The sequence below is a fragment of the Hymenobacter nivis genome (genome assembly GCF_003149515.1).
In the GTDB taxonomy this organism is placed as follows: domain Bacteria; phylum Bacteroidota; class Bacteroidia; order Cytophagales; family Hymenobacteraceae; genus Hymenobacter; species Hymenobacter nivis.
Map to the genome: position 1 here is coordinate 136,109 of NZ_CP029145.1, position 12,785 is coordinate 148,893.

Sequence of the window (12,785 nt, forward strand, 5' to 3'; positions counted from 1 at the left end):
GGGTGGATTAGAGAGAGAAGTTGACGCCGAACGTAAGGGTCCGTGCCGAGGGGTAGCCGGTGTAATCAATACCCGCCGAGGGTACTACTCCGTTCGACTTGTTGGTGTTCACTTCGGGGTCGAAGCCGCGGTAGTTCGTGATAACGAATAGGTTCTGGCCGATGGCGTACACGCTGGCCCCCTTGAATACCCCGGCAATGTCGCCCAGCGCGTAGGAAAGCGTCACGTTGCGCAGCTTCACGTAGTTGCCGCTTTCCAGGTAGCGCGTCGAGGGCGTCACGGCGTTGGCTAATGACTCCTTCACGCCCGACTCGTACTCGGCCAGGGCAATGTTACGCCCCCCCCGAATCTGGCTTACGTTGAGCACGCTGTTGAAGGTGTTGTTGTAAATCTTGTTGCCGAACACTCCGTTGAGGTTGGCCGTCAGCGAGAGCTTCTTGTAGCGGATACTGGTGCTCAGGCCCAACAGCGTGGTGGGGTTGGGATTGCCCGCGTACTGGGTTGGGCCAAAATCGTTGTAGAAGCCGGTGGTGGGGTTGATGCCGTTGTAAATCGGCAGGTAAAATCCATTGATGGGCTGGCCATTCTGTATGGTCTCGGCCAGTACGCCCGACAGACCTTGGCCGTTGAGCGTGCCGGTCTGGATAATCAGCGCCTGGTTCAGGCCCGACACGTTATTTTTTACAAACGTGCCGTTGGCGTTGAAGCTCAGGCCGAAATTGGCGTTGTCCACTGCCGTTACGCCTACCAGCAGCTCCAGGCCCTTGTTGGTAATAATACCGGGCAGGTTCTGCCAGATAACGCTGCTACCGCCCGGTGCGGCCGGGTAGCCCGGAATGTTGGGGTAGAGCAGGTCGGTGGTGCGCTTGTAGAAGTAGTCGGCGGTCAGCGTCAGGCGGTTGTTGAAAAAGGCCATGTCCAGACCCGCGTCGTACTGCTCATCCGACTGCCACTTCAGGGCGGGGTTGTAGTTGGTAGTCTGGTTGATGCCGCCGTTGTTGGACTGGAAGGCAAACTGGCTGCGGGCCGAGCCGGCCGGAAACTCTTGGTTGCCGGTGCGCCCGTAGCTAATCCGCGCTTTGAGCAAATTCACGGACTTGGACTTGAAAAAGCTCTCCTGGCTGATGTCCCAGGCTGCCGAAGCCGAGGGGAAGTAGCCGTACTTATAATTGTCGCCGAACTTGGTGCTGCCGTCGGCCCGCAGGGTAGCCGTGAATAGGTAGCGCTGCTTGTAGTTGAGGATGGCGCGGCCGAAGAACGACTGCAACTCGCTCACGGGATCTACGAACGACGAGATGGAGCGGCCTGAGGGATTGGAGAATTGCAGGTAGTTAGTATAGTCCAGCCCGTAGGTGCCGAAGCCGATGGGCGCGCCCGTGCTGGCGTTCACTGGCCCGCGCCCGCTCAGGTTCGAGCCCGAATTTTCAAACCGCTGGTATTCGTAGCCCACCACCGCGTTAAGGTTCAGGTCGGTGGCTATCTTCTTGTCCGCGCTCAGCGTGTGGGTCATCTGCTGCGTCTGCAGCTCGCTGGTGCCGATGGCGGCGTAGCCTACCTGCTGGTAGTCCTGCACGTTGAGGCGCTGGTCGATGGAGGTGCGCCGGATGCCCGTGTTATAGGTCGTGGCGACCAGCGCCCGGTAGGTTAGCCAGTCGGTGAATTTATAGTAGGGCGAGAACGAAGCCAGCATGGTGGTCACGCGGGAGTTATCGTTGTAGTAGTCTTGCTGCGCCACCGGGTTGATGGTGGTGCTGCCCAGGCGCGAGATGGGCTGGCCGTTGGCCCCATAGAGCGAGTCGGTGGGGTTCCACTGTAAGGCTTGCCCAATGAGGCTGCCCCGGAAGTCACCGTTGTTGGTGATGGGGGCCAGCTGCGAGCGTGTTTGGGTGGCAATGACGTTGATGTCCAGCCCCAGGCGCTTGCTTTCCAGGAACTTCAGGTTGGTTGAGAACGTGGCGTTGTACTTCTCAAAGCCGGTTTTCTTCACGATGCCCTGCTGGTTGAGATAGCCCACCGAAAGGCGGTAGCGGCCGTTTTCGGTGCCGCCGCTCACGGCCGCGTTGTAGTTCTGGATGGGCGCAGTGCGGAGAATGGCATCCAGTGCGTCGTTGTTCTGGCCCTTGTCGTTGGCAGCCGGGGCCCCGTAATACGTCAGGGCCTGCCGATATTGGTCGGCATTAAGCACCTTGATGCGGCGCAGAATGTTCGAAACGCCGCCCGACGCGCCTATGTCCAGCCGGGCCTCGCCCACCTTGCCCCTCTTGGTGGTAATAATCACTACCCCGTAGGCTGCCCGCGAGCCATAAATGGCCGTAGCCGAGGCATCTTTGAGCACATCAATTGACTCAATATCGTTGGGGTTCAAGAAGTTGAGCGGGTTGCTGGCCGGGCTGTCGCCAAAGGCCGTGTTCAGTCCCGGCTGGGCCGAGCGGCCGTCGAGCGGCACGCCGTCCACTACATACAGGGGCTGGCCCGTACCCGTCACGGCCGAGTTACCGCGAATCTTGATGGTGGCCGCCCCGCCGGGCTCACCGCTGTTCTGCGTCACTTGCACGCCCGAGGCCCGGCCCTGAATTAGTTGGTCGGGCGAGGTGAAGGTGCCCTTGTTGAAATCCTTGGGTCCCAGAGCTGATACGGCACCGGTCAGGTCGCTCTTCTTAACTGTGCCATAGCCCACCACTACCACGTCGGACAGGGCTTGTGCATCGTCCTGCATGGTCACCTGCACGGAAGATTTATCTGTTATCGAGACCTTCTGCGTGGCGTAGCCGATGAACGAGAAGGATAATGTGGTAGCGGTGGAGGGCGCCTGGAGCTGGAACGTGCCGTCGGCCCCCGTGCTGGCTCCCACTGTGGTGCCGGATACGATGACCGTAACCCCCGGCAGGCCGACGGCTTTGCTATCGACCACTTTGCCCGTGATGGCCCGGGTAGTTTGTGCCTGGCTTAACAGGGGAAAAAGGAGGGCCAGCAGGACGAAGGCCAGAAGCTTTGCCAGCGCGGGCTTGGTTTGACCGGCCCGTTGGGGAGCGGGCTGCTCATACAAATTGTAACGTTTGTACCAGTTGTTACTCATGAGTGAAAATTAAAAGTGAAAAAGATTCTGTTATGGGTGCCAAATTGACAGTTTTTCAGCACAAACGTTATCGCAATCGTTTTCGCAAACGATTTCAAGAGGTAGTAGTATTATGTGCTTCTTAGTTGGGTAACGATTGGGTAATAATAAGTAGCGCAAAAGTACTTACCTACGGCTTATTTACATAGTTTATTAGTATCAAAAAACGTTAAAATTTCACCAATTATGTAAATCTACTATAAATATATAAAATTCAATTAATAAAATATAAGCTGTTATTCGCTAGTACTTGTTTTGTTTTGTTAAAAGTGGCCGCGGCAGAGACGCGGATGCGAGGGTCGGGAAACACGTACTAGGGAGCGATGATGGACAAGCTGAACCCTAGCTCGCCGGGGCCCCGCTGAGGTCGGCCAAGCGCAAAGCGGTCATTTGGGCAGTGCCGCCCTCGGCCGTGAGGGTGATGCGGCCTGTGTGTTGCCGCGGGAAAACCAGGTCGGTAAGCGTCGTTTCGCCGTCTTGGGCAAACACTTCCACCACCGATTTATCGACCAGCAGCCGGAGTTGCAGCTTGCCGTTGCGCAGGGGCACGCGGGCCGTTTCGAGGCTGCTGGCAAACATGGGGTGGAAGTCCACGTTGCCCGACTGGGTGCGGTCGAGCGTCAGGGTCTGCCGGGCCACGTCGTAGCGCAGGGTGGTGCGCTCGGCGGTGCTCTGCAGCACGTTCAGGGCGAGCGTTTTGGCGGTGCCGGGCGTTAGCGTCAGACTCAGGTCGTAGGATTCGCCTTTAAAGGGCACTTCGTAGCCCGCCGCGCCGGCGGGGATGGCTTGGTTTGGCACGTTCAGCACTTCTTTGCCCAGCGCGCGCAGCTCGGCCACGGGCTGTTGCACCAGCGCCAGGCCCTGGGCCGTGCGGCGCAGGCTCAGCTCGCGGGGCACGGCGAAGCAGCCGCGCCACTGGTCGCCGGTGGGTACGGTGGGGGCGTAGGCCCAGTTGTTGGCCCAGCCCACCAAGATGCGGCGGCCCTTGGGGGCGTTGCCGAAGGTGACGCCGGCGAAGAAATCCTTGCCAAAATCGAGGTAGGTGGGCTCGTCGTAAGGCTGGTCGGGTACGAAAGTTTTGCCATCGAACTGGCCCAGGAAGTACTGCTGCCCCCGGAACTGCTCGATGGGGCCCCCAGACGAAATCAGCAGCACCCACTTAGTACCGCCGCCCGGCACGGGCAGCTCAAACAGGTCGGGGCATTCCCACTCCTTCACGGTGTTGCCGGCGCGGCCCCAGCGGCTCAGGAACGTCCACTGGGTGAGGTTCTTCGATTCGTACAGGTACACCTGCTGGCGGTCAGCTTTCACGGTGGCCATCACCCACTTCTGCTGGGGGGCGTACCAAAATACCTTGGGGTCTCGGAATTCCTTGCTGCCGATGTCGAGCACCGGGTTCTTGGCGTAGCGCTGCCAGGTCAGGCCGTGGTCGCGGCTGGTGGCTAGCTCCTGCCGCTGGCGCAGCACCAGGCCCGGGCGCTCCACGTGGCCGGTATAAAAGGCTACCAGCCCGTCGGTGGTACCGGCCGGAAACAGGCCCGAGGTGTTGGCCGAATCCACCACGGCGCTCCCCGAAAAGATCATCGTGTTGCTGCCGTCCGGGTTCTTGTACTCGGTCAGGGCCACGGGCTGGGGGGCCCAGTGCACCAGGTCGGGGCTGGTGGCGTGGCCCCAGGCCAGGTGGCCCGGCGTGGGGCCCTGCGGGTTGTACTGGTAAAAGAGCTGGTACTGGCCGTTGGTATACACCAGCCCATTGGCGTCGTTGATCCAGTTTTTGGGCGCCGAGTAGTGGTACACCGGCCGGTACGGGTCGGTGGGGGCCCCCGCCGGGGCGGTGGCGGCCGGCGGTGCCGGGCTGCTGCACGCGCCCAACAAAACCAATGCGCAGGGAAGAAGTGATTTCATGCGGGGAAAAAGCAGGCGAAAATTTAAGCAGCGGGCGCGGCGGCCAGGGCCCGCACCTGCGCCGCCGAAATGGCCGGCGTCGCGCCCTGGTAAGTGGCCACCAGGGCCCCGGCGGCGCAGGCAAAGGCCAGGTAATCAGCGGGCGACTGCCCGGCGAGCCGGCCCGTGAGCAGGGCCGCCAGGAACGCATCGCCGCTGCCAATAGTGTCTTGCACCGTGACGGGCACGCCGGGGCTTTGGTAAAGCTGGCCGTCGGTCCAGAGCGCAGCGCCGTCGGCGCCCTTGGTTACGCACACGGCTTGCAGGCCGAAGCGCTCGGCCAGCCAGGGCAGGGCCGTTGCCTCGGCCGCCGGGGCCCCAAACCAGTCCATGATTTCGGTCAGCTCGTGGTGGTTGAGCTTCACCACGTCGGCCTGCTGGAGCAGATAAGTCACCACCTCGCGCGAATAGTGCGGGGCCCTAAAATTCACGTCGAACACTTTGAGCCGGGCGTGCTCCAGCAACTGGTAAAGCGTCGCGCGCGAAGCCGGGCTGCGGGCCACCAGGCTGCCAAATACGAATGCGTCGGCTTCCGCTACGAGCTGGCCCAGCGCGTCATCGTACTGAATGTAGTCCCAGGCCACGGGCTGTACAATCTTGTAGGTCACTTCATTGGTATCGCTCACGTTGGCCTTCACCACACCGGTGAGGTGGGTTTCGCCGCGCTGCACGTACGCGGTGCTGATGCCCTTGGCTATCAGAAATTCCAGCAGCTTGGCCCCCAGGTCGTCGCGCCCCACGCGGCTGATAATTTGCGCGTCCGCGCCAAAATTGTGCAGGTGCACCGCCACGTTGAGCGGGGCCCCGCCGGGCTGCTTGCCGGTGGGGAGCACATCCCAAAGCATTTCGCCGAAGCAGGCAATGGCCATAAAAGCAAAGCGTTGAGGTAGAGAATAGGGCCCCGGGCGGGCTAGTGAATCACCAGCGTGCGGTCGGCCTGCTCCAGGCTGGTGCCCTTGGTTTCGGGCATGAAGCGCAGCACAAATACCAGTTGCAGCACCATCATGGCGCAGAAAAATGCGAATGTGGGGCCCCCGCCCAGCCGCTCGGCAAAGTAGGGAAAGGTGAAGGCGATGGCCGTGGCCATCACCCAGTGCGTGCTGGAGCCCAGTGCCTGGCCCCGGGCCCGCACGGCGTTCGGAAAAATTTCGGAGATGAACACCCAGATGACGGCCCCCTGCGAAAACGCGAAAAAGGCGATGTACGTGAACAGCAGCACCGGCACCCCGCCAAACTGCTGGGTATAAAAGGCCCGCGCCACCAGCCCCAGCGTGGCAATGAGGCCCACCGAGCCTACCAGCATGAGCGTGCGCCGCCCAAACCGGTCAATCAAGTTAACGCCCAACAGCGTGAATATGAAGTTAGTAAGCCCAATGCCGGCCGACGAAAGCAGCGCCGCGCCCTGGCCCAGGCCCGTCATTTCGAAAATGCGTGGGGCGTAGTAGATGATGGCGTTGATGCCCGAAACCTGGTTGAAAAACGCGAAGGCCACGGCCAGTAGCACCGGCGTGCGGTACTGCGGGTCGAAGAGCGAGCCGCTCTGCTGGGCCGAGTGCGCCTGCGCGGTGAGGATGGCGGCCACATCGGCGTCCACTGTTTCGGGCTCGATGAGGCGCAGCACGTCGCGGCCTTCCTCGATGCGCCCGTGCAGCAGCAGCCAGCGCGGGCTTTCGGGCACCCGGAACAGGAACAGCAGGAAGGCAATGGCCGGTACGGCCTGCACGCCCAGCATCAGGCGCCACGAGTGGTCGCCCACATTGGCTAGCAAGTAGTTGGACAAGTACGCCACCAGGATGCCGAACACAATGTTGAACTGGAACAGGCCCACGAGCCGGCCCCGCGAGCGGGCCGGCGAAATCTCAGAAATGTAGAGCGGCGCCGTTACCGACGAGGCCCCCACGCCCAGCCCGCCCAGGAAGCGGAACACCAGGAACGGCACCCAGGCCGGGGCCAGCGCCGCACCCACCGCCGACACCAGATAGAGCACCGCAATCCAGCGCAGCGTCTGGCGCCGGCCCAGCCGGTCGGACGGGATACCGCCGAAGATGGCCCCGATGACCGTGCCGATGAGGGCGATGGAAATCGTGAACCCGTGCTCGAAGGCGCTCAGGTGCCAGAGCTGCTGGATGGCTTTTTCGGCCCCCGAAATCACAGCCGTGTCGAAGCCGAACAGGAAACCGCCGAGCGCCGTGACCAAGGACCAGAACAGAACTTTACGTTGCATAAAAGAGCGGGGTGGGAACGATTGCTCAAATATCCGCTAATTTTTCAACTACCAGCTTGCTGCTTTCCTTCAAATGATTGTAAGATTATTACAACGTCTTATTGATGACTTTAACTACTCATAATAAGTATGTTACTAACAAATTTGCAATATTTTTAAACCCGCAATCTTCAGTAATCCGACGCGACTTGCAAAATTCCGTTAGGGCCGGGTGGGGGCGTGCAGAGCCTTGTACTCGGAAGGCGACACTTGGTACTTGCCTTTGAAGGCCGTGGAGAAGTAGGAGGGCGAAGAGAAACCCGTCTGGTACGCTACCTCAGCGATGGTGTTACCTTCTGTAAGCAGTAACTGCCGGGCCTTGGTGAGGCGGATATTCTGGATGTAGTCGCTGACGCCGGTACCCAGCACGGCCTTTACCTTGCGGTAGAGCTGCATTTGCGACACGCCCAAGTGGCGGGCGATGTCGTCCACGCTCAGAGCGGGCTGGTCGAGGCGGGCCTCGATGACGGCGGTGAGGTCGGCCAGGAACTTCTGGTCCACCCGCTGCGGGGCCACCGTGGCGGCGGTCACGCTCAACTCGCGCCGGAAGTGCTCGCGCTGCTGGTCGCGGTTGCGCAGCAGCGTACGCAGGCTTTCGAGCAGGAAAGTGGGGTTGAACGGCTTGGTGAGGTAGAGGTCGGCGCCGGCCTGCACGCCGGCTACCTGCTGCTCGGGCGCATCGCGGGCCGTAAGTAGTACCAGCGGAATGTGCGACGTGCGCCAGTCGCCCTTGAGGGCCGCGGCCACCTCCAGGCCCCCCAGTCCGGGCAGCGTCACGTCGCACACAATCACGTCGGGAATGGTTTCGGTGGCCAGGCGCAGGCCGGTGGCCCCGTCGGCCGCCGTGCGCACCTGGAAGTGTGGCTGGAGCTTCTGCACTAAGAAGTTGCGCATCTCCTCGTGGTCTTCGATGACGAGGGCCGTGGTGTCGGTGCGGGCCACGGCGGCATCGGCCAGCAGCTCGGGAGAGTCGTTGTCGTCGAGCCGCCGGGCTGCCGGGGCCCCGGCGGCCAAGCCCGGCGCGGCGTCGCGGAACGTGGCCGGCCGGGCCAGCGGCAGCGCCACAGTGAAGGTGCTGCCCACGCCCGATTGGCTCCGGAACGAAAGCGTGCCCTCGTGCAGCCGGGTGAGGCCCTCGGCCAGGGCCAGGCCCAGGCCCGAGCCGTTGGCCGAAGGCTGGCGGCCCTGGTAAAACCACTCCAGTACGTGCGGCTGGTCGGCTTCGGCAATGCCGCGGCCGTTGTCTTCCACGCTAGTGCGCACGGTGTTATCGGCCGCCACGGGCTGGAGGCTGACGGTAACCTGGCCGCCGTCGGGCGTGAATTTGAAGGCGTTGGACAAGAGGTTGAGGAACACCTTGTCCAGGATGTCACCGTCGAACCAGAGCGTGACGACCGGCTCGGCGGGTAAAAAACGGAGCGTGATGCCGCGCCGGCGGGCCGTTTTCTCGAACCCATCCACCAGGTCGCGCACGAAGGCTACGAGGTTGCCTTCGGTGGCGCGCACGGCCATTTTGCCCACATCAATCTTGCGGAAATCCAGCAGCTGGTTCACCAGCTGCATCAGCCGCTGGGTGTTGCGGCGCACCAGCTGCAGGTCGTGGCGCTGGGCGGGGGTAAGGTCGGCGGGGCCGGTGAGCAAGTCCTCCACGGGGCCCTGGATGAGGGTGAGCGGGGTGCGCAGCTCGTGCGAGAAGTTGGTGAAGAAGCGCAGCTTGGCTTCGGTGGCGCGGCGGGCATCTTCGGCCAGCGCCGCTATTTGGTTTCGCTGGGCGCTGATTTCCGCGTTCTGCCCCTCCAGCGTGCGCCGGATGCGGCGGTTGATGCGCGACGAGCGCCAGGCCAGGGCCCCCAGCAGCACGGCGCCCAGCAGGCTGGCGCCCAGCAGGTACACCGTCGTTTCCTGGCTGGCGTAGCGGCGCTGCTGGGCTTGCAGGCGCCGCTGCTGCTGGCCCAAGTCGTGGCGCTGCACGGCCAGCTGCTCGGTTTGGGTGCGCATGGTGCCCACGTTGGTCGAGTCCACTACCATGGTTCCCAGCACGTTCTCCTTCTCGTAGGGCTCGTGGGCCAGAATGCGCAGGGCCGTGCGAATGGCCTCTTCGCCGCCCGTGGGGTAGAGCAGCGTGGCGTTCAGGGCCCCATCCTCCACCAATTGCAAGCCGTTGCCGGGCCCCGGCAGCCCATCCACGCCGATGATGCGGACGCGGGGCCCCAGGCCCAGCGCCTGCACCACCTGGCGGGCAGCGCGGCCCATCGGGTCGTTGTGGGCAAAAATCAGGTCTACGTCGGGGTGGGCACGCAGCACGGCCGGCAGCCGCTGGCGCACCGAGCTGGGCAGCCAGTCGCCCTGCACCTGCGCCACCAGGTGCAGCCCCGGGTACGCCGCCAGCGCCTGCCGGAAGCCCTGCTCGCGGTCGGTAGCCGGCGACGAGCCGGGGGCCCCCAGCACCTCCACCACGCGGCCGCGCCTGTGCAGCAACTGCGCGGCGTAGTGGCCCGCCGTGCGGCCCACCTCCAGGTTGTTGCCGCCCACGTAGGCTGTGTAGAGGCGCGAAGTGGTGCGCCGATCCAGCAGCACCACCGGAATCCCCTGGTTGTAAGCGGCTTCGGTCAGCTCCGTCAGGGGCCCCGACTGGTTGGGGGAGATGATGAGCAAGTCCACCCGCTGCCGGATCAGGGCCTGCACCTGTCGCCGCTGCAAGGCGGTGCTGTTGTGTGCGTCCAGCGCCTCAAATTGCACGTTGGGGTGGAAGCTCAGCTCTTTTTCCATGCCCGCCCGCATGGCCTGGCGCCAAGCGTCGCCGGCCGTGCATTGCGAAAACCCGATGCGGTAGACGGGCTCCGGCGCGCGCGGGGCGCAGCCGGCCAGCGCCAGCAGCGGCAGCCCCAGCGAAAACCAACGCCGCAACGAATGCAGGCTACTCAAAGGAAAAAGGGGCGCGCGCAAGGGTTAGACTTGTAGGGCGCAAGGTAAGGCAGCTTTTTTAGGGCCCCGGGCCGGGCGTGAGCAGCAGAGATATGTCGGCCTTTCACGCAATAATGCTTTTCAGGGGCCCCAGCGGGCGGCCCGTCGGGGGCTTTTAGCTAAGTAGTTTGTTGGAACTGATTATGCAAAAAGGCGATCATGCTGAGCTTGTCGAAGCATCTCTATCACTTCGTCAAACGATTGATTTAGTGAGTGGTATAGGTGCTTCGGCAAGCTCAATATGACGTGCTAAAAAGTTAAATTAATTCTACCGAACTACTTATGAGACTTGTTTCTGAACCAGAAAAATCGCAGAACGTCATGCAGCGCGCAGCGAAGCATTTTTCCCGCGTAACTACTTATGATTACCAGCGCCGAAAAGATGCTTCGCTGGGCGCTGCATGACGTTCTTTTTTTATGCAATTTTTTATTCAGGAACAACCCTATGCTCGTCGTGAAGTAGGGTGCGGAGCTTGCCCGCGCCCGTCGCCGCACGAATCGCGCGCCAATCGAGTAACGACCGGCGGGGGCAAGCCCCGCACCCTGCCTCTTTTTCGCAAATCACTTCGCGACGAGCCTGCACCAACCTGAAACTGGCCAAGGCCAAAATCAGTAAAACCGCCGCGGCCGCAGCCAAGGCTACCGTTACCAATACGGGCCCCGTGGCCGCCGACGAAGCGGTGCCGCTCTACCCCACGCACCCGCCCAAGGCTGGGGCCCAAACGCCGCTGTGCGCCCTCAAAGGCTTCCGGTGCGCAACCCGTCAGCCGGGGGGAGGTGTGCAGGTTAAGTTTGCGCTGGTACCCACCCAACTGGTGCTAATTGACAAGGGCGGTCACGCATTCGTACCCGGCGGCCCCGTCATGGTTTGGGTGGGCGGGGCCCAGCGCCTAGCGCCCAGCGCCCGCCGCTGGGGGCCCCCAGGCCTGCGTCGGCAGTGCTCACCATCAAGTAATTTTCTCGCATGAAATACCTCCTCGGCTACGACATCGGCAGCTCTTCCATCAAAGCTTCGCTGCTCGACATTGCCACCGGGCGCTGCGTGGCCGCGGCCACCTCGCCCACCACCGAGATGGAAATTGACGTGGCCCGGCCCGGCTGGGCCGAGCAGCGCCCCGAGCGCTGGTGGCAGGAAGTCATCAACGCCACCCAGCAGCTCCGGGCCCAGTACGGCTTCGACGCCGCGCTGCTGGCCGGCATCGGCATCACCTACCAGATGCACGGGCTGGTGCTGCTTGGTAAAGCCGGCCACGTGCTGCGCCCCGCCATCATCTGGTGCGACAGCCGCGCCGTGGAAATTGGAAACCAGGCATTTGCGGAGCTAGGGGAGGAGTTTTGCCTGCAAAACTTCCTGAACTCGCCCGGCAACTTTACCGCCTCCAAGCTAAAGTGGGTGCAGGAGAACGAGCCCGAGATTTACGCCCAAATCTACAAGATTCAGCTGCCCGGCGACTACCTCGCCTACCAGCTCACAGGCCAGATGCAGACCACGGTTTCGGGCCTGTCGGAGGGCGTATTCTGGAATTTCAAAACCCAGGCCATTGCCCAGGAGCTGCTCGACTACTACGGCATCAGCGCCGACCTGCTGCCCGAAGTAGTCGATACCTTTTCGGTGCAAGGCCACCTCACCGCCGAAGCGGCCCAAACGCTGGGCCTGGCGGCCGGCACGCCCATTGCCTACCGCGCCGGCGACCAGCCCAACAACGCCTTCTCGCTGAACGTGTTGAATGCGGGCGAAGTAGCGGCCACGGGCGGCACGAGCGGCGTAGTATACGGCATCAACGAAACCACTACCGCCGACCCGCGCTCGCGGGTCAACTCATTCGTGCACGTCAACAGCACGCCCGAACGGCCCAAAAACGGCGTGCTCATGTGCCTCAACGGTACTGGCATCCTGAATAGCTGGCTGCGCAAAATGGTGGGCAGCCTGCCCTACGACCAGATGAACGCGCTGGCCGCCCGAGCCCCCGTGGGGGCCCAGGGCCTGCTGTTTTTGCCCTTCGGCAACGGCGCCGAGCGCATCCTCGAAAACCGGCCCGCCGCCGCCGTGCTGCACGGCGTGCAGTTCAACGTGCACGGCCAGGCCCACCTCATCCGCGCCGCCCAGGAGGGCATCGTGTACGCCCTGAATTACGGCATGGACATTATGCGGGCCTCGGGCGTGCAGGTGCAAACCGTGCGCGCCGGCCACGCCAATATGTTCCTGAGCCCCGTTTTCCGCGAAGCCTTTGTGAACTGCGGCAACGTGACGCTGGAGCTCTACGACACCGACGCGGCCCAGGGCGCGGCGCGTGGCGCGGGCATCGGCGCCGGCATTTATGCCAGCCCGAAGGAGGCGTTTAATGGCCTGGCGCGCATCAGCACCGTAGAACCCACGCCCGCTTTGCAGGCGCAGTACCAGGAGGCCTACGCCGGCTGGCAGGCCCTGCTGGCCCGCGAGCAAGCCAAGGCCGCGGCATTGCAGCCGGCGTAACCTCGGGGCCCCGCCCAGGGGCCCCA

General features: G+C 62.9%; 8 protein-coding genes. 3 read left to right on the forward strand and 5 right to left on the reverse strand.

From position 1 onward, the window contains the following. Positions 1-7 precede the first annotated feature (7 nt). The 5 genes from DDQ68_RS00635 to DDQ68_RS00655 form a co-directional block, all read right to left on the reverse strand. Positions 8-3,076, reverse strand: coding sequence for a SusC/RagA family TonB-linked outer membrane protein (locus DDQ68_RS00635; protein WP_109651945.1), 3,069 nt, complete (start codon positions 3,074-3,076; stop codon positions 8-10). 381 nt (positions 3,077-3,457) lie between these two features. Then, a complete protein-coding gene (locus DDQ68_RS00640; RefSeq protein ID WP_109651948.1) occupies positions 3,458-5,020 on the reverse strand; it encodes a glycoside hydrolase family 32 protein in 1,563 nt (520 codons plus the stop codon). Positions 5,021-5,043: 23 nt separating this feature from the next. Next, a complete protein-coding gene (locus tag DDQ68_RS00645) occupies positions 5,044-5,928 on the reverse strand; it encodes a carbohydrate kinase family protein (RefSeq protein ID WP_245897223.1) in 885 nt (294 codons plus the stop codon). A 41-nt stretch (positions 5,929-5,969) separates the two neighbouring features. Next, positions 5,970-7,283: a sugar porter family MFS transporter gene (locus DDQ68_RS00650; RefSeq protein ID WP_109651951.1), complete on the reverse strand. Its 1,314-nt coding sequence runs from the start codon at positions 7,281-7,283 to the stop codon at positions 5,970-5,972. Positions 7,284-7,484: 201 nt separating this feature from the next. Beyond that, entirely contained in the window at positions 7,485-10,247 is a 2,763-nt protein-coding gene (locus DDQ68_RS00655; RefSeq protein ID WP_162549678.1) for a substrate-binding domain-containing protein, read from the reverse strand. Positions 10,248-10,568: 321 nt separating this feature from the next. Here DDQ68_RS00655 and DDQ68_RS24155 point away from each other — a divergent pair, with 321 nt between their 5' ends. The 3 genes from DDQ68_RS24155 to DDQ68_RS00665 all read left to right on the forward strand — a co-directional run bounded on the left by DDQ68_RS24155 (position 10,569) and on the right by DDQ68_RS00665 (position 12,759). After that, positions 10,569-10,691, forward strand: a complete 123-nt coding sequence (locus DDQ68_RS24155) for a hypothetical protein (RefSeq protein WP_281271058.1) — start codon at positions 10,569-10,571, stop codon at positions 10,689-10,691. A gap of 257 nt (positions 10,692-10,948) precedes the next feature. Then, a complete protein-coding gene (locus DDQ68_RS23325; RefSeq protein WP_211320205.1) occupies positions 10,949-11,254 on the forward strand; it encodes a fibronectin type III-like domain-contianing protein in 306 nt (101 codons plus the stop codon). Then, complete coding sequence (locus DDQ68_RS00665; protein ID WP_109651961.1) at positions 11,251-12,759, forward strand: xylulokinase; 1,509 nt, start codon at positions 11,251-11,253, stop codon at positions 12,757-12,759. Before DDQ68_RS23325 ends, DDQ68_RS00665 begins: the two co-directional genes overlap by 4 nt. Positions 12,760-12,785 lie beyond the last annotated feature (26 nt).

Excerpts from the sequence above, each read along its gene's own strand:
- DDQ68_RS00635 (WP_109651945.1), bottom strand. The coding sequence starts at position 3,076 with ATGAGTAACAACTGGTACAAACGTTACAATTTGTATGAGCAGCCCGCT.
- DDQ68_RS00640 (WP_109651948.1), bottom strand. The coding sequence starts at position 5,020 with ATGAAATCACTTCTTCCCTGCGCATTGGTTTTGTTGGGCGCGTGCAGC.
- DDQ68_RS00645 (WP_245897223.1), bottom strand. The coding sequence starts at position 5,928 with ATGGCCATTGCCTGCTTCGGCGAAATGCTTTGGGATGTGCTCCCCACC.
- DDQ68_RS00650 (WP_109651951.1), bottom strand. The coding sequence starts at position 7,283 with ATGCAACGTAAAGTTCTGTTCTGGTCCTTGGTCACGGCGCTCGGCGGT.
- DDQ68_RS24155 (WP_281271058.1), top strand. The coding sequence starts at position 10,569 with ATGAGACTTGTTTCTGAACCAGAAAAATCGCAGAACGTCATGCAGCGC.
- DDQ68_RS00665 (WP_109651961.1), top strand. The coding sequence starts at position 11,251 with ATGAAATACCTCCTCGGCTACGACATCGGCAGCTCTTCCATCAAAGCT.